Here is a 22231-nt window from a genome sequence, read left to right as displayed (position 1 = left end):
GGTGGGTCGATCTCCGTACTGGAAGGGCGTGTCGGGGTCAGATCGGGGACGCGCTCCCAGGCGGCGGCCCGCGCCTCTGCACCGCGTGCCGCAGCAGGAGGCGTCCGAGCAGGCGCGGCCCGTCGGCCCACCGGCACGGTCCTACCACGTCCCGTGCGTCCGGCACCAGCCGTACCCCACCGCTCACCCGCCACCAGGCCACCAGACCCGGCACCAGCGCGGCGGCCCGGCGCAGCAGCGACCACAGCGCGGCTTCCCCGCGCCGCAGCCACCAGGTCAGTACCAGGGCCGCGGCGACGTGAGCGGCGGTGGCGTGCGGGGTCACGGCGTGCACGTGGGACATGCGCCCGCCGTGCATGCCGATCGTGGCGTGCGGCCGTGCGGCGCCGAACGCAAGGTGCAGTGCGCCCTGGGCGGTGACCGTGCCGGCGCCGATGGCCGCCAGCGACCGCTCCCGGCCGCCCAGCAGGTACCCGGCGCCGAAGACCGGCACGAACCCGGCGGCCTGCACCCAGATGGGCGGTGCCGTACCGGTCGCCAGCGCGTGCCCCCCAGCGGCGAGCAGCACGCACAGCGCGGCGAACACCGCCGCGCGCAGGCTCCGTACCGCCGGGGACGCGCTCATGCCCCGATGCTGCCATGCGCCCGCCGGTTCTCCTCTCCCGCCCGGGCAGGAACACCACCACCGCGTCCGGTCCGGCACGGCCCGCCTTCGTTTGAGCAGTCGGACCTGGATCCCGTCCTGTTCACGGCTCTGGCACCATGCCCGGGGTGTCAGCCGCCCTCGGCGCAACGGGCGGCCCACCTCTGCTCCACCTTGGCCAGCCGCCAGTACACCAGCGCCGCCGCCCACACGAGCACGAACAGGCCGACGATGATGTAGCCGACGTTGCCCAGGTCCAGGCCGGCGATCCAGCCGGTCACCTCGTCGCGCAGACCGAGCTTCTCGTGCAGCACCCCGACCAGTTCGATGGTGCCGATCAGGAAGGCGACCGCGATGGACAGGCCGGTGATGGCGAGGTTGTAGAACACCTTGCGCACCGGGTTGGAGAACGCCCACTGGTAGGCGAAGTTCATGAACGTCCCGTCGAGGGTGTCGAACAGGCTCATCCCCGCGGCGAACAGCAGCGGCAGGCACAGGATCGCGTACCACGGCAGCCCGGCCGCGGCACCGCTGCCCGCCATCACCATCAGCGCGACCTCGGTCGCCGTGTCGAAGCCCAGCCCGAACAGGAAACCGATCGGGTACATCTGGCCGGGCCGGGTGATGGACTTCGTCAGGCGGCCGAGGATCCGGTTCATGAACCCGCGTGAGTCCAGGTGCTGTTCGAGCTCCTTCTCGTCGAACCTGCCTGCCCGCATGGCACGGAACACCTTCAGGATGCCCATGAGGGCGACCAGGTTGAGCGCGGCGATGATGTAGAGGAAGGACCCGGAGACGGTCGTACCGATGACGCCCAGTGTCTGGTGGGTGCTGGAGTCGTCGTTGACCAGCGTGCCGGCGATGGCGGCGCCACCCGCCACCAGCGCCGCCATCGCGACCACCACGCTGGAGTGACCGAGCGCGAACCAGAAGCCCACCGACACCGGCCGCTTGCCGTCGGCCATCAGCTTGCGGGTGGTGTTGTCGATCGCGGCGATGTGATCGGCGTCGAACGCGTGCCGCATCCCGAGCGTGTAGGCGGTGACGCCGAGCCCGATCCCGTACGCCTTGGAGCCGATCTCGTAGTGCCCGGGGACGACGAGCAGGAAGAGGATGCCGAAGGCGACGACATGCAGGGCCGCGATCACCGCCATCAGCCCCACCGTCTTGACAGTGTCCTCGCGTCGCCAGTGGAAGGCGGCGGTCTTCGTTTCGGGCAGGCTCATCAGGTCACGCTCCAGCACCTCGTGGATCACTTCGTGAGATGCCGTGGCCGGTCTCCTGGCTTACGGGTGCCGCGTGTCCGTCCCGGCCTTCCCGTCCGCCAGCCGACGGACAGTGACCTACAACCCGTGGGACGGGAACTCCCCGATCACAGTGGCGGGGGCCGCTTCGGCCTGGGCCCCTCACCGTACGAAGGGCCGTCACCGGTCTTCCCGAGCACCACGGCCCGCCAACGGTACGGGGACCGCATGCTCCTTGCATACCTGCGCAGCCACGCAGGTATGCAAGATCACATCGGAGCACCTGGGAAGATGACCCTCATGCACCTCGTCCCCGCCGACCGTGCCGACCGCCGCACCATCGACGGCCACCGGGTCTGCGACGCGATCGCCGCCATCGGTGATCCCGACCACGTCCGCGCCTGGGCCGAGCGGTTCTCCCTGCTCGCCGACCCCGGACGCCTCGCCCTCCTCCTGGCCCTCCACCACACGGGCCCGCTCGCCGTCTCCGACCTCGCCGTCGCGACCGGCATGAACGACCCCGCCGTCTCCCAGGCCCTGCGCCTGCTGCGCGCCGCCGGCGTCGTGGCGGGCGAGAAGGAGGGACGTGTGGTGCGCTACCGGATCGTCGACCCCGTCACCAGCGGGCTGCTGGGACAGTGCACCACCGCCGACACCGACTGAGCGTCCGCGACCGCGCCGAAGGACACAACCAGCCGCGGATGTGGGGCTAATGGGCTCTGCGGTGGAGGAGGCCCACACCGCGCAGGATCTCGCGGTACACGAGGAAGCCCGCCGCCCCTGCCACCGACCCGGGCTGCAGCGGGACATGTGAAACAACCCCGCACATCCGGAGCCACGTGTCCCGGATCCTGGACACCGCAGCAGGAGCAGACCAGACCCACAGGCACTACTGCATATCATTCGCAAGTGCTTGACTATCGCATCCAGACAGCCACGCCCGCGGACCTCGGCGAAGCGCGGGCGGTGATGCTCGACACCGTCTACCGCGACTTCGGCACCGGGTACGTCCCGCGCTGGCACGCCGACATCGTCGACCCCGAGTCCTTCTATGTCGTTCCGCCCCGGCACACCCTGCTGGTCGCGGTGGACGAGCGCGACGGGACGGTGGCCGCCACGGCCGCGCTCGACGCGCGTGGGCCGGCGCATCCGCCGAACCCGCGGTGGCTGGCGGAGCGGTACCCGTCGGGCGGGACCGCCCAGCTGCGACGGGTGTACGTGCGGCCGGAGCACCGCCGCCGCGGACTGGCCCGGCGACTGGTGGACGGGCTGCTGGACTTTGCCCGGGCGGACGGCGGCTACCGGGCCGTGTATCTGCACACGTATCCGCACTCGCCCGGCGCGATGGGGCTGTGGCAGACGCTCGGGAAGGTCGTCTGCGACGAGCGGGAGGAGGTGCCCGGCGGCGGCAGTGGTGTTGTGCACTTCGAGATCCCCTTTACCAAATGAAAACCATATTCATATGATGCCGGTCGGTGCCGACCACCACGTCCCACCCCGAAAGACAGAACGAGGACCATGAGAACTCCCCGCCCACGCCTGATAGCCGGCCTGCTGCTCACACCCCTGCTCGCCGGCTGCTTCTCCTCCTCCGGCAACGACTCGTCCTCGGACTCCTCCGGCTCCGGTTCCGGCGGACGTCTGAGCGTCGCGCTCGCCTTCCCGCCCGCGGAGAACTACTCCCCCTACGGCCAGGACGCCTTCGACCTGTCCCGGCTCGGCGTCGCCGAGGGACTGACCCGGCTCGACGCCAACGGCACCGCGGTACCCGCGCTCGCCGAGTCCTGGAGCAGCGAACAGGGCGGCAAGAACTGGGTGTTCACGCTGCGGGACGCGAAGTTCCAGGACGGCACCGACGTCACCGCGAAGGCTGTCTCCGCCGCCCTCACCCGCGCCGCCGCGGCCGATCCCGCACCCGCCGCCCTCTCCGGTGTGAAGCTGACCGCCCAGGCCGTCGGCGAGGACCAGGTCAGGGTCGCCACCGCGACCGCGGACCCGGTGCTGCCGCTGCGACTGACCAACCCGAGCCTCGCGGTGTTCTCCCCCAAGGCGTACGGCAAGGACGGCAAGGTGAACCCGGTCGGCACCGCCACCGGTCCCTTCGAACTCACCAGGATCAGCGGCGATACGGCGGCCACCCTGGACCGCTTCGACGACTACTGGGGCGGCCGTGCCCAGGCGTCCGGCATCGACGCCAAGTTCGTCTCCGACGGCACCGCCCGCGCCAACGCCCTGCGCACCGGCGACGTCGACATCGCCGAGGCCGTCCCCGTCGCCCAGGTCGCCACCCTCAAGAAGACCACCGTCCACGAGATCAACACCGCCCGCAACACCAGCCTGTTCCTCAACACCCAGGCCGGCGTGTTCAAGGATGCCGGGCTGCGCGCCGCCGCTCGGGAGGCGATCGACACCTCGGCCGTCGCCAAGGGCGTCTTCGAGGGGTACGCCGAGCCCGCCCAGGGCATCTACGGTCCTGCCCTGACCTGGGCCTCCGGCAAACGGACCGAGCCGACCGGCCGGGCGAAGGCCACCAGCCCCAAGGGCAAGAGCATCACCATCGCCACCTACAGTGACCGGCCCGAGCTGCCGGAGACCGCCCAGGTGCTCCAGCAGCAGCTTCAGAAGGCGGGGTTCACGGTCAAGCTGGAGGTGCGTACCTACGCCCGGCTCGAAAGCGACCTGCTGGCCAAGAAGTTCGACGCGGCCGTGGTCTCCCGCAACATGATGCTCGACACCGGCGACCCGGTCACCGTCCTCGGCAGCGACTTCACCTGCGACGGCTCCTACAACCTGGCGTTCCTGTGCGACAAGAACGTGGACAGGCTGGTCTCCGCCGCCGGGGCCGAGTCCGACCCGGGCAAGCGGCAGGACGCGGCGATGAAGGCGGAGGCCGCGATTCTCGGCACCGACGCGGTGATCCCGCTCGTGCACCTGAAGGTCGTCACGGGCATCGGAACGTCGGTCAAGGGTGCTGTCCTCGACCCGTACGAGCGGGAGTTCGTCGGCACTGGGACCCGGCGCTGACCGCCCTGGCCAGGTCCGCCGCCGCCCTGCGCCGAGCGGCGCGGGGCGGCGGCCCCACGCTGCTGTGGCGGGCGGTGCTCACGGCCTCTCTCGTCTGCGCGATCGGTCTGCTGCCGTGGCTCTCGCGCACCGACCCGGCGCTGACCGTGCTCAAGGCCCGCTCCGCCGAGCGCACCCCGACACCCGAGACCCTGCGCGCCATCCGGAACGAACTCGGCCTGGACGAGGGCCCGTTCCACCTGCTCGGGCAGTGGCTCGGCGGGTTGCTGCGCGGGGACGCGGGCCAGTCCTGGGTGTCCGACACCGACGTCCTGCCCGCCGTCACCCAGGCCCTCGGAGCCTCCCTGCTGCTGATGGCCGGCGCCGTCGTCGTCGCCGTGCTGACCGCCGGGGCCGTGTGCGCCCGCACGCTGTACCTGGGCGCGCGGCGCCGGCTCGGCGCGCGCGGAGCGGGCGGCACCGGATCGGCGGTGCTGGCCGCGCTGCCCGAGTTCCTCGTCGCCTCCGTGCTGGCGTCCGTCATCGGCGTACAGCTCGGGTGGCTGCCCGCGCTCGGCTGGTACGGCCCACGATGGATGATCCTGCCCGCACTCGCCCTCGGCCTGCCCGCCGGGGCGGTCCTCGGGCGGATGCTGGACGACCTGCTTCCGGCCGCGTTCGCCGAGCCGTGGGCGCTGGCCGCCGCCGCCCGCGGGATTCCGCCGGCGTCCGTGGCCCGGAAGGCACTGCGCCGCTGCGTGCCCGGACTGCTGCCCAACCTGGGTCTGTTCGTGGTCGGCCTGACCGGCGGAGCGGTCGCCGTCGAGCAGATCTTCGACATCCCCGGCCTCGGACGGCTCACCCTGCGCGCCGCCCTCGCCCAGGACCTGCCCGTCCTGCAGACCGGCACCCTCGCCCTCGTCGCCCTCGCGGCGCTGGCCGCCCTGCTGGCCAGGCTCGGGGTGCGCCGACTGACCGGGCCGGCGCTGCGCGACGGCGCCCTGCACTCCCTGCACCGGCCCACCCCGCCCGCGCCCCGTGTCGTACCCCTCCTGTACGGGCTGCTGCTCGCCGCCGTCATCGCGCTCGGCCTGCCCCGCGACCCGCTCGCGCTGGACACCACCGCCCGCCTCCAGGCCCCCTCCGCCGCGCACCCGTTCGGCACCGACGCCCTCGGCCGGGACGTGCTGGCGCGGATCGCGCACGGCGCGCTCAGCACCCTCGGCACCGCTCTCGCGGTGAGTGCCGCCGTCCTGCTGGCCGGAGTCCTGCTGGGGCTGCTGCCCCGGCTGTCCGGACCGCTGGTCGACACCGTCAACGCCGTACCGCCCGTACTGGCCGCGCTCCTGGTCACCGGCATCGCGGGCAGCGGACCGTGGACCCCGGCGCTCGCCGTGGCCGTCGTGGCCTGGTCCCCGCTGGCCACCCACACCTCCGCCCTGCTCCGGCAGGAACGCGCCACCCTGCACCTGACCGCGACCCGCGCCCTCGGCGCCGGACCCGGGTACCTGCTCCGGCACGAACTGCTCCCCGCCGTCCTGCCGCCCGTCGTCCGCCACGCCCTGCTCCGGCTGCCCGGGATCGCCCTGAGCCTGGCCGCCCTCGGCTTCCTCGGCCTGGGCGCCCAGCCGCCGTCCCCCGAGTGGGGCCTGCTGCTGGCCGAGAACCAGCCCTACATTGAACGCGCCCCCTGGGCCGTCCTGGCCCCAGCCACAGTCCTTGCCCTGCTCGGCGCACTGGCCGTCACCGCCGCGGGCGGCACCCGGCTGCCCCGGCGCAGGCGGAAGCGGTCAGCCGTGGTGGTACGGCCCGAGAGTCCGCCACCCGAACCCACCCCGCACTCCGTCCTTGCCACCGTCCCCGCCGACTCCCCCTGACGGATCCGATCCCCTGATGAGTGACGTGTTCTCCCGCCTCCTGTCCAGACGCGACGCCACCGGCCCGAAACCCGCGCGCGAACACACCTGGCGGAACCTCTCCCCGCTGCTGCGCCTGCTGATCCTGACCCAGCTCGCCTTCAACATCGGCTTCTTCGCCGTCCTGCCGTTCCTCGCCGAGCACCTCGGCACGGCGATCGGCATGGCGGGCTGGCTGGTCGGCTTCGTCCTGGGGCTGCGGACGTTCAGCCAGCAGGGACTCTTCGTGATCGGAGGCTGGCTCGTCGACCGGTACGGGGTACGGCCCGTCGTCCTGGTGGGCTGTGTCCTGCGGATCGCCGGGTTCGCCTGGCTGGGTTTCGCCGAACAGACGTGGGCCGTGATCGGCTCGGTGCTGCTGATCGGCTTCGCCGCCGCACTGTTCTCCCCGGCCGTGGAGTCGGAGGTGGCCCGCCAGGCGGTCGTGTGGGAGGCGGACGGCCACGGCTCCCGCACCCGGGTGCTGGCCCTGTTCTCCGCCGCCGGGCAGGCCGGCGCCTTCGTCGGACCGCTGCTCGGCGCCCTGCTCCTCGCCGTGGACTTCCGCACCGCCTGCCTCGCCGGGGCCGCGGTGTTCGTACTCGTCCTCGCCGGACACGCCTGGCTGATGCCCCGCCACATCCCCGGCCGGGCGCGGGTCCAGGCCGGAGGCGGGATGCGCGAACTGCTGCGCAACCGCCGGTTCCTGGCCCTGTGCTGCGCCTACGGCAGCTACCTGCTCGCCTACAACCAGCTCTACCTCGCCCTGCCCGACGAGGTGGAACGCGCGACGGGATCCCAGGCAGCGCTGTCCTGGCTGTTCGCCCTGTCGTCCCTGCTCGTGGTGTTCGCGCAGCTCCCGGTCACCCGGTGGGCGGGCGACCGGCTCGACCTGCGCCGCTCCATGGCCGCCGGGCTCCTGCTGGTCGCCGCCGGGTTCACGGTCGTCGCGGTGGCACGTCCGGCGGGCTGGACGGGCCTGGCGGGTCTGCTGCCCGCCGCCGGGTACGTCGTCCTGCTGACCCTCGGCCAGATGCTGATCGTGCCCGCCGCCCGCGCCTGGGTGCCCGACCTCGCCGCGGAGGGGCGCATCGGCCTCTACACGGGCGCGCTGTCCTCCGTCTCCGGCGTGATCGTGCTCATCGGCAGCTCCGCCACCGGGTCCCTGCTCGACGCGGGACTTCCGGCGGCTGTCCCCTGGGCGCTCCTCGCCGCCCTGCCCGTGCTCGCGGTGATCCTGCTGCCGCGCAGGGCCTCGACGGACACGCAGACACAGGCCGCGTAGATCCGGGCTGCAGGAGGCAGCGGCACGCGGCACGCCGTGGACGGTCTACGCCGTCTTCGCGGCCAGCCGGGATTACCGGTTGCCCCACGGAAGGGACGCCGCCAACGGCAGAAGGGCTCCCGCAAGCATCCGGCCTGCGGGAGCCCTTCGTCCTACCGCCTGCAAGTGAAGGTTGAGAAGACGATCACGAGCAGGACGTCTGTGGTGACGTGGTTACGGCGTCACGGCCGCAGCAGCAGGCTGTCGCCGCGCTCCTTGGCGGCGGCGTAGCGCTTGGCCACGTCCTGCCAGTTGACGACGGCCCACATCGCGTCGATGAAGTCGACCTTCTGGTTCTTGTACTGGAGGTAGAAGGCGTGCTCCCAGGCGTCGAAGACGAGGATCGGGGTGGATCCCTGGCCGACGTTGCCCTGGTGGTCGTAGACCTGCTCGACGATCAGGTGACCGGAGAGCGGCTCGTAGGCGAGGACGCCCCAGCCTGAACCCTGGGTGGTCGCGGCGGCCTTGGTCAGCTGCGCCTTGAAGCCCGCGTAGGACCCGAAGGACTCGGCGATCGCGTCCGCCAGGTCACCGACGCCGTCGGCGGCCAGCGGCTCGCCGCCGCCGTCACCGGTCATGTTGTGCCAGTAGATCGAGTGCAGGATGTGCCCGGAGAGGTGGAAGGCCAGGTTCTTCTCCAGGCCGTTGATCGAGCCCCACTGCTCCTTGTCACGGGCCTCCGCGAGCTGCTCCAGCGTGTCGTTCGCGCCCTTCACGTACGCCGCGTGGTGCTTGTCGTGGTGCAGCTCGACGATCTGCGGGTTGATGACCGGTTCGAGCGCCGCGTAGTCGTAGGGAAGCTCCGGGAGCGTGTAAACCGCCATGTCCAACGTCCTCCGACATTATTGCCACTGATGTGCAGTTGCACGCTAGCAGCAACGCACCTTACTGGCCGCTCCGGCATTGGTCCTAGGACCGGAGGCGGGTCGCGACGGACTCATGGGACCTCTTTTGCTGTTGCAAGAGGCTCGCAATAACCTTTGTGCGGCATTCTGGTGTCATTCGGCAGTCGATGGGCCGCGCCCTGGCCGTTCGTGCGCGCAGGCCCCGGCCCGAGAGAGGCAGCAGCGTGAGCGTGGCCCTGCAGACGGAGCACGACCGTACGGCGACACCGGACGAACCACGGGTTCGGCTGAGGCGTCACGGGCTGCGGTGCACTCCGGGTCGACTTCAGATGCTGCGACTGCTCATTGCTTCCGGGCGTCACCTGTCCATCACGGAAGCCTGGGAAGAACTCGCACGGTCCGAGAGCGCCATCCATCCCGCCACGGTCTACCGCACGCTGGAAACCCTGACCGCCGCCGGACTGGTGCACGTCGTGCACGGTCCCGGGCCCGCGCGCTACGGCATCACCGGAGAACCGCACCACCACACCGTGTGCCGGCAGTGCGGTCACGTCGAGGGCCTGGCGAGCCGACACCTCACGGAAGCGGCGGAAAAGATCGAGGAGCTGACGGGGCTACAGCCCGACTCCTCGGGATCGCTGCTCGTCTACGGCCGGTGCGCCGACTGCGGCGACTGACAGACGGCCGACCGGGTGCGGGGCGCCGTCATGGAACGGACGCTGTCAGGCGGGACGACGCCCCGCACCTGGTCTGTGTCGGCAGGGTCCATGGGATTCGACCGCCGCACACTTATTGCAACCTACTCGTTATTGCCAACTGCTCGCAATAGCGTCCAGTGCCGTCATCCGTCGCCTTCGAGGTCTCCCTCCGTCTCCAGGTACACCTGCCGCAGCGCGTCCAGCACCGCCGCGTCCGGCTTCTCCCACATACCTCGCGATTCCGCCTCCAGCAGCCGCTCGGCGATGCCGTGCAGGGCCCAGGGGTTGGCCTGCTGGAGGAACTCGCGGTTGACGGGGTCCAGGACGTAGGTCTCGGTGAGCTTGTCGTACATCCAGTCGGCGATCACACCGGTGGTGGCGTCGTAGCCGAACAGGTAGTCCACGGTGGCGGCGAGTTCGAAGGCGCCCTTGTAGCCGTGGCGGCGCATCGCCTCGATCCACCTGGGGTTGACCACGCGGGCGCGGAAGACGCGGGAGGTCTCCTCGACGAGGGTGCGGGTGCGGACGGTCTCGGGGCGGGTGGAGTCGCCGATGTACGCCTCGGGCGCGGTGCCGCGCAGGGCGCGGACGGTGGCGACCATTCCGCCGTGGTACTGGAAGTAGTCGTCCGAGTCGGCGATGTCGTGTTCGCGGGTGTCCGTGTTCTTGGCCGCCACCGCGATCCTCTTGTACGCCGTCTCCATCTCCTCGCGGGCCGGGCGGCCGTCGAGTTCGCGGCCGTAGGCGTAGCCGCCCCAGACGGTGTAGACCTCGGCGAGGTCGGCGTCGGTGCGCCAGTCGCGGGAGTCGATGAGCTGGAGCAGTCCGGCGCCGTAGGTGCCGGGGCGGGAGCCGAAGATGCGGGTGGTGGCCCGGCGTTCGTCGCCGTGGGCCGCCAGGTCGGCCTGGACGTGCGCGCGTACGTGGTTCACCGAGGCCGGTTCGTCCAGGGAGGCGGCCAGGCGTACGGCGTCGTCCAGCAGCCCGATCGTGTGTGGGAAGGCGTCCCGGAAGAAGCCCGAGATGCGCAGGGTGACGTCGATGCGCGGGCGGCCCAACTCCTCGTACGGGATGGGCTCCAGGCCGGTCACCCGGCGGGAGGCGTCGTCCCAGACCGGGCGGACACCGAGCAGCGCGAGGGCCTCGGCCACGTCGTCGCCGGCCGTGCGCATCGCGCTCGTGCCCCACAGCGACAGGCCCACGGAGGTGGGCCACTCGCCGTTGTCCGCGCGGTAGCGCTCCACCAGCGAGTCCGCGAGGGCCTGGCCGGTCTCCCAGGCCAGGCGGGAGGGGACGGCCTTGGGGTCGACCGAGTAGAAGTTGCGGCCGGTCGGCAGCACGTTGACCAGGCCGCGCAGAGGCGAGCCGGAGGGGCCCGCGGGGACGAAGCCACCGGCCAACGCATGCACAGCGTGGTCGAGTTCGGCGGTCGTGGCCGACAGACGCGGGACCACCTCACGAGCCGCGAACTCCAGGATGGCGGCCACCTGTTCGCCGTGCGAGGCGGGCACGGCGGCCAGGTCCCAGTCCGCGTCCTCCATCAACTGGACCAGGGCGCGGGCCTGTTCCTCCGCCGCGTCGGCCGTCGTGCGGGTCGCGGCGGACTCGTCGAGGCCGAGGGCCTCGCGCAGGCCGGGCAGGGCGGTGGTGCCGCCCCAGATCTGGCGGGCGCGGAGGATGGCGAGGACGAGGTTGACGCGGTCGGCGCCGGCGGGCGGGTTGCCCAGGACGTGGAGGCCGTCGCGGATCTGGGCGTCCTTGACCTCGCAGAGCCAGCCGTCGACGTGGAGGAGGAAGTCGTCGAAGCCGTCGTCCTCGGGGCGGTCGTCGAGGCCGAGGTCGTGGTCGAGCTTGGCGGCCTGGATGAGGGTCCAGATCTGGGCGCGGATCGCCGGGAGCTTGGCCGGGTCCATGGCGGCGATCTGGGCGTGCTCGTCGAGGAGTTGCTCCAGGCGCGCGATGTCGCCGTAGGAGTCGGCGCGTGCCATGGGAGGGACAAGGTGGTCGACGAGGGTGGCGTGGACGCGGCGCTTGGCCTGGGTGCCCTCGCCGGGGTCGTTGACCAGGAACGGGTAGATCAGGGGCAGGTCACCGAGGGCCGCATCGGGGCCGCAGGCGGCGGACAGACCGGCGTTCTTGCCGGGCAGCCACTCCAGGTTGCCGTGCTTGCCGAGGTGGATCATCGCGTCGGCGCCGAACCCGCCGTCCTCGGCCCGGGCAGCGATCCAGCGGTAGGCTGCCAAGTAGTGGTGGGAGGGCGGCAGATCGGGGTCGTGGTAGATCGCGATCGGGTTCTCGCCGAAGCCGCGCGGGGGCTGGATGAGGATCAGCAGGTTGCCGAAGCGGAGGGCGGCGAGCACGATGTCGCCCTCCTTGTTGCGGCTGCGGTCGACGAACATCTCGCCGGGCGCCGGGCCCCAGTGCTCCTCGACGGCCGTGCGCAGTTCGGCGGGAAGGGTGGCGAACCAGCGCCGGTAGTCCGCCGCCGGAATGCGCGCCGGGTTGCGGGCCAGCTGCTCCTCGGTGAGCCAGTCCTGGTCGTGGCCGCCGGCCTCGATGAGCGCACGGATCAGCTCGTCGCCGTCGCCGGACTCCATGCCGGGCACGTCCCCGAAGACATAGCCCTCCGCCCGCAGCCTGCGCAACAGGGCGATCGCGCTGGCAGGCGTGTCCAGACCGACCGCGTTGCCGATCCGGGAGTGCTTGGTCGGGTACGCGGACAGGACGAGGGCCACACGCTTCTCGGCGGCCGGGATGTGCCGAAGTCGTGCATGGCGTACGGCGATTCCGGCGACGCGGGCCGCGCGCTCGGGGTCGGCGACATAGGCGGGAAGGCCGTCCTCGTCGATCTCCTTGAAGGAAAACGGCACGGTGATCAGACGGCCGTCGAACTCCGGCACGGCGATCTGGCTGGCGGCGTCCAGCGGCGAGACGCCCTCGTCGCTCTCCTCCCAGGCGCTGCGCGAGCCGGTCAGGCACAGGGCCTGGAGGATCGGTACGTCGAGGGAAGTCAGGGCGCCCGCGTTCCAGGACTCGTCGTCACCGCCGGCGGACACCTCGGCGGGCTTGGTGCCGCCCGCGGCGAGGACGGTGGTGACGATGGCGTCGGCGACGCCGAGCGCGGAGATCAGCTCGGGCTCGGGAGCCCGTAGCGAGGCGACGTACAGCGGCAGCGCCCGGCCGCCCGCGTCCTCGATCGCGTCGCACAAGGCGCCCACGAACGCCGTGTTGCCGCTCATGTGGTGGGCGCGGTAATAGAGCACGGCGACCGTCGGGCCGTCCGCGGGCCGGGACTCTCGTGCCAGCGGGCCCCAACTCGGCGCGGGCGCCGGTGCGTCGAAGCCGTGACCGGTCAGCAGGACCGTGTCGGACAGGAAGCGGGCGAGTTGCTCCAGGTTGGCGGGACCGCCGTGGGCGAGGTAGGCGTGCGCCTCGGCGGCGATGCCGACGGGGACCGTGGAGGCGGCCATCAGCTGGGCGTCCGGGGCCTGCTCGCCGGTGAGGACGACGACCGGGCGGCCGTCGGCAAGAAGCAGATCGAGGCCGTCCTGCCAGGCGCGCAACCCGCCGAGAAGGCGTACGACGACCAAGTCGGCGCCGTCGAGAAGCGCGGACAGGTCGTCGAGCGGGAGCCGGGACGGGTTGGCGAAGCGGTAGGGCACCGGGCCGGTCGCCGCGCGGGCGCTGAGCAGGTCGGTGTCGGACGTCGACAGCAGAAGGATCATGCGGCGTCGGCCTTCCTCGGGGTGTCCGCGCCCCGGGCGGTGTCGGACGGCGGGAGTTCCTGACTCGCCCGGCCCTCGCGGGACGGGCTCACAGTGGCGGGACCGCGCCGGACTCGCACCGGCTTCCTCCCCTGTCGCCGTCGTGGCGTCGGCGGACCTGATGATCCACCGAGAAGCATAGTAAGGGCCGCCGCAAGGGGCAGGGGCATACACATCGCGAGCCGATAGGTATGCTCGCGGCCGTGTCCACGCCGTCCTTCCGTCCGTCGTCCCAGGCCACAGCGGCCTCACGGGACCGCGATGACGCCTGTCCGGGCGCGCTGCGGCTGCACACGGCGGACGACGGCGCGCTCGCCCGGATCCGGATCCCCGGCGGCGTATTGCGGGTCGATCAGGCCCAGGCACTCGGCCGTGCCGCACGAGATCTCGGGGACGGTGAACTCCACCTCACTTCCCGGGGCAACGTGCAATTGCGAGGACTGGAGTCGGGCTGCGGCGCCGAGTTGGCGCAGCGGCTCAGTAATGCCGGGCTGTTGCCCTCCTGGCGGCACGAGCGCGTGCGCAACGTCGTCGCCTCACCCTTGTCCGGGCTCGACGGACGCGGCTTCGTCGACGTACAGCCGTGGCTGCGGGAACTGGACGCCCTGGTGTGCGCGAGCGAGGCCGCGGCCCGGCTGTCCGGGCGGTTCCTCTTCGCCCTGGACGACGGGCGCGGAGACGTTGCCACACTCGGCGCCGACGTGACGGTACGGGCGGCACCTGGCGGAGGCGCGTGGCTGCGCGTCGGAGCATCGGATGCCGTGGTGTCCGTGAGATTCGAGGAAGCGCCCAGGGCAGCGCTCCTGGCCGCAGAGGTCTTCCTGGAGGCCGCCGACGGCCGTGCGTGGCGGATGTCCGAACTCACCGGTCAGACGAGCGTTCTGGTGTCCGAGACCGTACGGCGACTTCAGGCAGCAGAGCCGACGGCCACACCGGCCTGGCGCGTAACCGCCGAACCGCCGTCCGGACCCGTCACCGCCGCGAACGGCACGACGAGCCTGTCCGTCCTCGCTCCTCTGGGCCGCCTCACAGCTCCCCAGTGGTCCGAACTCACCGCATCCGCTGTACACGAACTGCGCCTGACCCCCTGGCGGGGCGTGATCCTTCCCACAGCCCCGACGTCACGTCTCTCACATCTGGCAGCCGCGGGACTGATCACAGACCCGGCCTCCCCATGGGCCGGGGTCGGAGCCTGCATCGGGCGGCCCGGTTGTGCCAAGTCGCACGCGGACGTGCGGGCGGACGCGGCCACGGCCCTCGGGCCGACCGGCGGACTCCCTGTGTACTGGTCCGGGTGCGAGCGCCGCTGCGGCCGCCCGCGCGGCGACCACGTGGACGTCGTCGCCGAACAGGGCGGCGGCCACCAGGTGTCCGTCGTACGCGACGGCCTCGCACAGGCCATGCCCCGCAACCCCTCACAGCTTGCCGCCACCGTGGCGGCGGCCCGCACGCAGGACCACTCCCATGACCAGTAGGAGCACGGTGTTCGAGTACGAGAAGGACGGCGCAGCGATCTACCGCCAGTCCTTTGCCACCATCCGCGCGGAGGCGGACCTCGCGGGACTGCCCGCCGACGTCAGCCGGGTCGCGGTCCGGATGATCCACGCCTGCGGGATGGTCGACCTCGTCCGGGACCTGTCCTACACGCCCGCCGTGGTGGCCCGCGCCCGCGAGGCCCTGCGCGCCGGAGCGCCCGTCCTCACCGACGTCCAGATGGTGGCCAGCGGGGTGACCCGCAAGCGGCTGCCCGCCGACAACGACGTGCTGTGCACCCTGTCCGACCCGGCGGTTCCGGAACTGGCGGCGAAGCTGGGCACGACGCGCAGTGCCGCCGCCCTGGAGCTGTGGCGGGACCGGCTGGAGGGCGCGGTGGTGGCGGTCGGCAACGCGCCCACCGCACTCTTCCGCCTCCTGGAGATGATCGAGGACGGCGCGCCCCGCCCGGCCGCCGTCATCGGCGTCCCCGTGGGCTTCGTGGGCGCCGCCGAGTCGAAGGACGCACTCGCGGCGCACCCTTCCGGCCTTGAGCACCTGGTCGTCCGCGGCCGACGCGGTGGCAGCGCCCTCGCCGCCGCCGCGCTCAACGCGATCGCGAGCGAGGAAGAGTGAACGGGAAGCTGTACGGCGTCGGGCTGGGCCCAGGCGACCCGTCCCTGATGACCCTGCGAGCCGTCGAGGTCATCGCCGAGGCGGATGTGGTCGCGTACCACAGCGCACGTCACGGCCGGTCCATCGCCCGTTCCATCGCGGCGAAGCACATCCGCGCCGACCACATCGAGGAGCCGCTGGTCTACCCCGTCACAACGGAGACCACCGACCACCCCGGCGGCTACAAGGGCGCCATGGAGGAGTTCTACGCCGAGGCGTCCGCCCGACTCGCCGAACACCTCGACGCCGGCCGCACGGTCGCCGTGCTCGCCGAGGGCGACCCGCTCTTCTACGGCTCCTACATGCACATGCACAAGCGGCTCACCGACCGCTATGACACCGAGGTCATCCCCGGTGTCACGTCCGTGTCGGCCGCCGCGGCCCGCCTCGGCACCCCACTCGCCGAGGGCGAGGAGGTGCTGACGATCCTGCCGGGCACCCTGCCCGAGGAGGAGCTGACCGCCCGGCTCGCCGCCACGGACGCCGCCGTGGTGATGAAGCTGGGCCGCACCTTCACCAAGGTCCGCAGCGCGCTGGAGAGTTCGGGACGGCTGGGCGAGGCGCGGTATGTCGAGCGGGCCACCATGGCGGGCGAGCGACTGGCCGAACTGGCCGACGTGGACGCGGAGTCGGTGCCGTACTTCTCCGTCGCGGTGCTGCCCAGCCGGGTGGACGCCGAGCCGGTCCCGCGCGAACGGGGTGAGGTCGTGGTCGTCGGCACCGGACCGGCCGGGCCGCTGTGGCTGACGCCTGAATCGCGGGGTGCGCTGGCCGCCGCCGACGACCTGGTCGGCTATACGACCTACCTGGACCGCGTCCCCGTACGCCCGGGGCAGCTTCGCCACGGCTCGGACAACCGGGTCGAGGCCGAGCGTGCCGAGTTCGCGCTGCAACTCGCCCGGAAGGGGCGGCGGGTGGCCGTGGTGTCCGGGGGCGATCCCGGCATCTTCGCGATGGCCACCGCCGTACTGGAGGCCGCCTCGCAGGAGGAGTACAAGGATGTGCCCGTGCGGGTGCTGCCCGGGGTGACGGCGGCCAATGCGGCGGCAGCTCGGGCGGGTGCCCCGCTCGGCCACGACTACGCGACCATCTCGCTCTCCGACCGGCTCAAGCCCTGGGAGGTCATCGCCGAGCGGCTGCGCGCGGCAGCCTCCGCGGATCTGGTCCTCGCCCTGTACAACCCCGGCTCACGCAGCCGCACCTGGCAAGTGGGCAAAGCGCGCGAGCTGCTGCTGGAGCTACGGGCACCGGAGACACCGGTCGTGGTAGCACGGGACGTCGGCGGCCCGGAGGAGCACGTACGGATCGTCCACCTGGCCGACCTCGACCCGGCTGAGGTCGACATGCGCACCATCCTGTTGGTCGGCTCGTCACAGACCCGGACCGTACGGCGCGGCGACGGCGAGGAGATCGTCTGGACGCCGCGCCGGTATCCAGAGGCGTGACGTCCTCTGGTCACAAGTGCGACGTGCGGGGCGTCGGAGGATTCACCGCACGCCCCCGCCAGGACGGCGGAACCGCCACCGCGTCTCAGCCGGCTCGGCCGAGTCGCTCCCTGATCCAGCGGGCCGCCTCCTCGGGGCCGGACACGGCCGCGACGCCCTCGGGCACCGGTGGTCTGCGTACCACGACCACCGGTACCCCGGCCTCGCGGGCGGCCGTCAGTTTCGGTGCGGTGGCCGTTCCCCCGCTGTCCTTCGTGACGACGACGTCGATGCGGTGGCGGCGCAGCAGCTCGCGCTCGCCGTCGAGGGTGAAGGGGCCCCGGTCGAGCAGCACCTCCATCCGGGCGGGATGCGGAGACCCGGGCGCGTCGACGGACCGGACCAGGAACCACATCTCGTCCAGGTGTGCGAAGGCGGCCAGGCCCGTCCGCCCGGTGGTCAGAAACGCCCGCCGGCCGTACAAGGGCAGCAATTCCGCCGCCGCCTCCAACGAGTCCGCCTGGTACCACTGGTCGCCCGGGACGGGGGCCCAGCCCGGTCGGCGCAGGGCGAGCAGGGGAACCTGGGCGGTGGTTGCGGCCCACGCCGCGTGGAAGCTCATGCTTCCGGCGAACGGGTGGGTGGCGTCGACGAGCGCGTCGACCGCGTGCTCGCGCAGCCAGGCGGTCAGTCCCTCGGCCCCGCCGAAGCCGCCGACGCGCACACCGCCCGGGGGCAGCCGGGGGCCGGCCACTCGTCCGGCGAGGGAGCTGGTCAGGTCGAGGCCGGGGGTGGCGTACAGCAATTCAGCCAGGCGGCGGGCCTCCGTGGTTCCGCCGAGTATCAGTACGTGCATGGAGGTCCGGGTCCGTTCATGAGCAGTGAGAATCGGTCGTCGGTCAGCGGCGAGCCACGGGGCGGGCGCGGCGCCCAACTCAAGCACACCGGCCTGCGACCCGGCTGGACCACGGGGGCCTGTGCGACGGCGGCCACGACCGCGGCGTACACCGCGCTGTTGACCGGGTCCTTTCCCGACCCGGTGACCATCACGCTGCCCCGGGGGCAGACGCCGTCGTTCGCGCTCGCGGCCGAGGAGCTGACCGGCGGGACCGCGATGGCGGGGATCGTGAAGGACGCCGGCGACGACCCGGACGTCACGCACGGCGCACTGGTGCGGACCACGGTCCGGCGGCTGCCGGCCGGCGCCGGAGTGGTGTTCCGGGCAGGCCCCGGCGTGGGCACGATCACCCGTCCCGGCCTGCCGCTGCCCGTCGGCGAGCCGGCCATCAACCCGGTCCCCCGGCAGATGATGCGCGACCACGTGGCGGGCATCGCCGCGCGGCACGGCGGCAGCGGGGATGTCGAGATCACCGTCTCCGTGGACCACGGCGAGGAGATCGCCCGCTCCACCTGGAATCCGCGCCTCGGCATCCTCGGCGGACTGTCCGTCCTCGGCACCACGGGCATCGTCGTGCCGTACTCCTGCTCGGCGTGGATCGACTCGATCAGGAGGGGCGTGGACGTGGCGCGGGCTGCCGGTCGGACCCATGTCGCCGGGTGCACCGGGTCGACCTCGGAGCGGACCGTCGTCGCCGAGTACGGCCTGCCCGAGGACGCCCTGCTCGACATGGGGGACTTCGCCGGCGCGGTGTTGAAGTACGTCCGCCGCCACCCCGTCGACCGGCTGACGATCTGCGGCGGCTTCGCCAAGCTGTCGAAGCTGGCGGCCGGACATCTTGACCTGCACTCCGCCCGCTCCCAGGTGGACAAGCACTTCCTGGCCGCGCTGGCCCGGCGCGGCGGAGCCGACGGAACCCTCACGGACCAGATCGTCCACGCCAACACGGGCCTGGCGGCGCTCCAGCTGTGCCTGGCCGTCGGCGTCCCACTGGGCGATCTGGTGGCGGTGGCCGCACGCGACGAAGCGCTGAGCGTGCTGCGCGGCGCGCCGGTGGTCGTGGATGTCATCTGCATTGACCGGGCGGGCACGGTCGTGGGCCGCAGCCCGGTCCGCTAGCGGCGGACGCACGGGAGTGTTCCGCGGTTGCGCGGCTGCCGCAATTTGCGGAAAGTTGGTTGTTGCATTATCTGTGCAACAAGGACCATGGGTGTGCGCAACGGCCAGAATCAGCCGACCACCGCGCTCTCGTCCTCACACCGGGTGGAACGATGCACATACCTGACGGATACCTCAGCCCCCAGACCTGCGCGGTCGGGTACGCGGTCTCCGTGCCGGTCCTGGCCGTCGCGGCCGTGCGCGTCAAGCGCGTGGTCCGCAACCGTCATGTCCCGACACTGGCGGTGTTCTCGGCGGTGTCGTTCCTGGCCATGATGTTCAACGTGCCGATCCCGGACGGGACGACCGCCCACGCGGTCGGTGCAGCGGTGATCGCCATCGTGCTCGGTCCCTGGGCGGCGGTACTGGCCGTCAGCGTGGCGCTGGCCTTCCAGGCACTGCTGTTCGGCGACGGCGGTGTCCTCTCCTACGGCGCCAATGTCTTCAACATGGCGATCGTCCTGCCCTTCACCGCCCTCGTGGTGTACCGCCTGATCGCCGGGCGGAGCGAGCTGACCAGCGGGCGCCGGGTCGCTGCCGCCGCCATCGGCGGATACGTCGGCATCAACCTGGCCGCACTTGCCGCGGCGATCGAGTTCGGGATCCAGCCGTCCCTGTTCCACGACGCCTCCGGCACCCCGCTGTACGCGCCCTACCACCTCAGTCAGACCATCCCGGCGATGGCCCTGGCCCACCTCACCGTCGCGGGGGCCGCCGAGGCGATCCTCACCGGCGGGGTCGTCGCCTACCTCCAGCGCGCCAACCTGCCGCTGCTGCGCCTGAACCACCCGGGCGTCCCGGAGACGGCCGAGGAGAGCGCCACCGCAGGCCGTAAGCTCCGGCCGGCCACGGTCGCCACCGCTGCCGTGGGCCTGATGGTGGTCCTCACCCCGCTCGGCCTGCTGGCTCCCGGCGGTGCCTTCGGCGAGGACGCCCCCGGCGACCTCGACCTGTCCAAGGTCCACCTGGGCGCCGTGCCGACCGGACTGAACAAGTACGCCGGCTGGTGGCACCACGCGATCTTCGACGGCTATGACTTCAGCAACGACGCCCACCCCTGGGTCGGCTACATCATCTCCGCTGTCGTCGGCATCGCGGCCATCGGCATCGCGATCTTCCTGATCGGTCTGGCCGTCCAGCGGCTGTCCCGTCGCGGGACGGACGGCGCCGACGAAACGGGCGACCGGCCAGGGGCTGGATCCTCCGCGGTGAGCACCCCGTGAGCCAGATCACCGGACAGGACGCCCCGCTCCGCACCCCGCAGTGGCTGCTCCAGGGCGAACTGGCCATGTGTCCCTGCGGCTGCATAGGGAAGCGGACCAAAGGCAGCTATCTGCGCAAGACCATCACGTCCGGCGCGCAGTTGCTGCAACAAGTCATGTTCACCGAGGACACCGCCGCCCGCGCGGGCCTGCTCCAGCGGATCGACCCCCGGGCGAAGGTGGTCGGCACGGTGATGCTGCTCGTCGCAGCGTCGCTCCTGCGCACCGTCCCGGCCCTGCTGCTCCTCTACGTCGCCACGCTCGCCGTCGCCACGGCATCCGCCCTGCCCCTGGGATTCTTCGTCAAACGGGTCTGGCTGTTCGTACCCATCTTCACCGGCATCATGGTGCTGCCCGCGACCCTCTCCGTGGTCACCCACGGAGAGGTCGTGTGGACGCTGTGGCACTGGAACGGCCATCCCGAGGGCTTCACCCGGCAGGGTCTGCTCGGCGCCGCCCTGGTGGTCAGCCGGGTCGCGGTCTCCATCTCGCTGGTGGTGCTGCTGACCCTGACCACACCGTGGGTGCGGTTGCTGGCCGCGCTGAGGGGCCTCGGCGTGCCGAAGATGTTCATCATGATCATCGGGATGGCCTACCGCTACATCTTCCTGCTCCTCAACGGCGTCACCGAGATGTACCAGGCCCGCACCGCCCGCACCCTGGGCTCGGCCCGCCACGACCGGAGCGCCCGCGCCTTCCTCGCCGCCTCGGCCGGGGCGCTGATCGGACGCTCGCACCAGCTGTCGGAAGAGGTGCACCAGGCCATGACCGCGCGCGGCTACACCGGCGACGCCAAGGTCCTGCACCGCTTCACCCTGCGCCCGGCCGACGGCCTCTACCTCGCGGCCGCCGTCGCGGTGTCCGCCCTCGTCGTCACGGGAGAACGTCTCCTTGTCCACTGAAGCCCACGACCACTGCGGCCACGATGCGGCCGACTCGCCGGACGCGCTGCTGGTCTGCAAGGACCTGCACTACTCCTACATGGAGCGCTACCCGGCCCTGGACGGAGTCTCACTGACCGTGCGCAAGGGCGAACGCATCGCCCTGCTCGGCGCCAACGGCTGCGGCAAGTCCACCCTGCTGAAGGTGCTCGCCGGTCTGGTCTTCCCGGACCGGGGCAGCTACCTGGCCTTCGGACACCCGGTCACCGAGGACACCCTGGAGGACGAACAGATGAACCGGGGCTTCCGCTCCCGGCTCGGCATCGTCATGCAGAACTCCGACGCCCAGGTCTTCTCCCCCAGCGTCCGCGAGGAAATCGCCTTCGGCCCCCTCCAACTCGACCTCGACCGCGACCAGGCGGCTGCCCGGGTGGACGAGGTCATGGCGCTGCTCGGCATCGCCGACCTCGCCGACCGGGCGCCGTTCCAGCTGTCCGGCGGCCAGAAGAAGAAGGTCGCCATCGCCAGTGTGCTGTCAATGAACCCCGAGGTCCTGCTCTTCGACGAGCCGACCGCGGCCCTCGACCCACGCACCCAGGTCTGGCTGATGGAGCTGATCGAGGAGCTCGGCAGGGCGGGCAAGACCATCGTGCACGCCACCCACGACCTGGACAGTCTCGACCGGCTGGCCGACCGCTGCGTGGTGTTCGGCGAGGACCACACCCTGGTCGCCGACGGAACCCCGCACGAGGTGCTCGCCCGCCGCGACCTGCTCCTGGACGTCAACCTCATCCACGCCCGCAGCCGCCTGCCCCTCCCGCACGACGCGTCCGCGTGACCCGGTCGGAACATCGGGAAGCCCGAAGTACCGGGGTCTCAGGACACCGTGACCTGTTGCGGGCAGAAGGCATGAAGCCCGTCGACACGGCGACCGGATCGGAGGGTCTCCACAGGTGCGGGTCCCGCACGCCGGGGGCCGGTCTCCGGCTCCCGGCATCACCGCGCGCGAAGCCGGTGACCGGGCACGGCCCGCTCCGCCGGGAG

The 22231-nt window shown here is 71.9% G+C and carries 18 protein-coding genes and 2 riboswitches; of the genes, 13 read left to right on the top strand and 5 right to left on the bottom strand.

Annotation, left to right across the window (positions count from 1 at the left end):
* Positions 1 to 37: 37 nt before the first annotated feature.
* Together ACIRPX_RS06755 and ACIRPX_RS06750 are read right to left on the bottom strand one after the other, a co-directional pair.
* Positions 38 to 625 carry a hypothetical protein gene (locus ACIRPX_RS06755; protein WP_404189209.1) on the bottom strand — a complete coding sequence of 196 codons (588 nt, stop codon included), beginning with the start codon at positions 623 to 625 and terminating at the stop codon, positions 38 to 40.
* Positions 626 to 774: 149 nt separating this feature from the next.
* Positions 775 to 1869 carry a HoxN/HupN/NixA family nickel/cobalt transporter gene (locus tag ACIRPX_RS06750; RefSeq protein WP_404189207.1) on the bottom strand — a complete coding sequence of 365 codons (1095 nt, stop codon included), beginning with the start codon at positions 1867 to 1869 and terminating at the stop codon, positions 775 to 777.
* A gap of 27 nt (positions 1870 to 1896) precedes the next feature.
* Positions 1897 to 2131: riboswitch (cobalamin riboswitch) on the bottom strand.
* 56 nt (positions 2132 to 2187) lie between these two features.
* Between ACIRPX_RS06750 and ACIRPX_RS06745 the strand changes: the two genes are divergently transcribed.
* The 5 genes from ACIRPX_RS06745 (at position 2188) to ACIRPX_RS06725 (ending at position 8070) form a co-directional block, all read left to right on the top strand.
* The gene (locus ACIRPX_RS06745) at positions 2188 to 2550 is read left to right on the top strand and encodes an ArsR/SmtB family transcription factor (protein WP_404189298.1); all 363 of its coding nucleotides are present in this window, start codon (positions 2188 to 2190) and stop codon (positions 2548 to 2550) included.
* Positions 2551 to 2796: 246 nt separating this feature from the next.
* A complete protein-coding gene (locus ACIRPX_RS06740) occupies positions 2797 to 3336 on the top strand; it encodes a GNAT family N-acetyltransferase (RefSeq protein WP_404189204.1) in 540 nt (179 codons plus the stop codon).
* Positions 3337 to 3405: 69 nt separating this feature from the next.
* A complete protein-coding gene (locus tag ACIRPX_RS06735) occupies positions 3406 to 4911 on the top strand; it encodes an ABC transporter substrate-binding protein (protein WP_404189201.1) in 1506 nt (501 codons plus the stop codon).
* A gap of 74 nt (positions 4912 to 4985) precedes the next feature.
* On the top strand, positions 4986 to 6767 hold the full coding sequence (locus ACIRPX_RS06730) for an ABC transporter permease subunit (RefSeq protein ID WP_404189198.1): 1782 nt from the start codon (positions 4986 to 4988) through the stop codon (positions 6765 to 6767).
* A gap of 16 nt (positions 6768 to 6783) precedes the next feature.
* A complete protein-coding gene (locus ACIRPX_RS06725; RefSeq protein WP_404189195.1) occupies positions 6784 to 8070 on the top strand; it encodes an MDR family MFS transporter in 1287 nt (428 codons plus the stop codon).
* 221 nt (positions 8071 to 8291) lie between these two features.
* Here ACIRPX_RS06725 and ACIRPX_RS06720 read toward each other — a convergent pair whose 3' ends face one another.
* Positions 8292 to 8933, bottom strand: a complete 642-nt coding sequence (locus ACIRPX_RS06720; RefSeq protein WP_171144945.1) for a superoxide dismutase — start codon at positions 8931 to 8933, stop codon at positions 8292 to 8294.
* A gap of 188 nt (positions 8934 to 9121) precedes the next feature.
* Here ACIRPX_RS06720 and ACIRPX_RS06715 point away from each other — a divergent pair, with 188 nt between their 5' ends.
* Positions 9122 to 9631 (top strand): Fur family transcriptional regulator, encoded by a 510-nt coding sequence (locus ACIRPX_RS06715; protein WP_404189192.1) that lies wholly within the window; start codon positions 9122 to 9124, stop codon positions 9629 to 9631.
* Positions 9632 to 9795: 164 nt separating this feature from the next.
* On the opposite strand, the gene cobN is transcribed toward ACIRPX_RS06715, so the two are convergent.
* A complete protein-coding gene (gene cobN, locus ACIRPX_RS06710; RefSeq protein WP_404189189.1) occupies positions 9796 to 13377 on the bottom strand; it encodes a cobaltochelatase subunit CobN in 3582 nt (1193 codons plus the stop codon).
* A 53-nt stretch (positions 13378 to 13430) separates the two neighbouring features.
* A riboswitch (cobalamin riboswitch) is annotated at positions 13431 to 13506 on the bottom strand.
* A 101-nt stretch (positions 13507 to 13607) separates the two neighbouring features.
* Between cobN and cobG the strand changes: the two genes are divergently transcribed.
* The 3 genes from cobG to ACIRPX_RS06695 are packed head-to-tail and all read left to right on the top strand — an operon-like array spanning position 13608 to position 17009.
* Positions 13608 to 14891 carry a precorrin-3B synthase gene (gene cobG, locus ACIRPX_RS06705; RefSeq protein WP_404189187.1) on the top strand — a complete coding sequence of 428 codons (1284 nt, stop codon included), beginning with the start codon at positions 13608 to 13610 and terminating at the stop codon, positions 14889 to 14891.
* Positions 14881 to 15525: a precorrin-8X methylmutase gene (locus tag ACIRPX_RS06700; RefSeq protein WP_404189184.1), complete on the top strand. Its 645-nt coding sequence runs from the start codon at positions 14881 to 14883 to the stop codon at positions 15523 to 15525. Before cobG ends, ACIRPX_RS06700 begins: the two co-directional genes overlap by 11 nt.
* Positions 15522 to 17009, top strand: coding sequence for a precorrin-2 C(20)-methyltransferase (locus tag ACIRPX_RS06695; protein ID WP_404189182.1), 1488 nt, complete (start codon positions 15522 to 15524; stop codon positions 17007 to 17009). Before ACIRPX_RS06700 ends, ACIRPX_RS06695 begins: the two co-directional genes overlap by 4 nt.
* Before the next feature lie 85 nt (positions 17010 to 17094).
* Here ACIRPX_RS06695 and ACIRPX_RS06690 read toward each other — a convergent pair whose 3' ends face one another.
* Complete coding sequence (locus ACIRPX_RS06690; RefSeq protein ID WP_404189180.1) at positions 17095 to 17844, bottom strand: cobalt-precorrin-6A reductase; 750 nt, start codon at positions 17842 to 17844, stop codon at positions 17095 to 17097.
* An 18-nt stretch (positions 17845 to 17862) separates the two neighbouring features.
* Here ACIRPX_RS06690 and ACIRPX_RS06685 point away from each other — a divergent pair, with 18 nt between their 5' ends.
* The 4 genes from ACIRPX_RS06685 to ACIRPX_RS06670 all read left to right on the top strand — a co-directional run bounded on the left by ACIRPX_RS06685 (position 17863) and on the right by ACIRPX_RS06670 (position 22025).
* On the top strand, positions 17863 to 19005 hold the full coding sequence (locus ACIRPX_RS06685; RefSeq protein WP_171144938.1) for a cobalt-precorrin-5B (C(1))-methyltransferase: 1143 nt from the start codon (positions 17863 to 17865) through the stop codon (positions 19003 to 19005).
* Positions 19006 to 19157: 152 nt separating this feature from the next.
* Complete coding sequence (gene cbiM / locus ACIRPX_RS06680; RefSeq protein ID WP_171144937.1) at positions 19158 to 20267, top strand: cobalt transporter CbiM; 1110 nt, start codon at positions 19158 to 19160, stop codon at positions 20265 to 20267.
* Complete coding sequence (gene cbiQ, locus ACIRPX_RS06675) at positions 20264 to 21208, top strand: cobalt ECF transporter T component CbiQ (protein ID WP_404189176.1); 945 nt, start codon at positions 20264 to 20266, stop codon at positions 21206 to 21208. Before cbiM ends, cbiQ begins: the two co-directional genes overlap by 4 nt.
* On the top strand, positions 21198 to 22025 hold the full coding sequence (locus ACIRPX_RS06670; RefSeq protein WP_404189173.1) for an energy-coupling factor ABC transporter ATP-binding protein: 828 nt from the start codon (positions 21198 to 21200) through the stop codon (positions 22023 to 22025). The genes cbiQ and ACIRPX_RS06670 overlap by 11 nt, the downstream gene beginning before the upstream one ends.
* Positions 22026 to 22231 lie beyond the last annotated feature (206 nt).

Origin of the sequence: Streptomyces sp. NPDC101225 (genome assembly GCF_044767585.1) — a bacterium.
Lineage (GTDB): Bacteria > Actinomycetota > Actinomycetes > Streptomycetales > Streptomycetaceae > Streptomyces.
The sequence above is the reverse complement of the archived record's forward strand: the minus strand, read 5'-3'. Positions and strand labels throughout refer to the sequence as shown.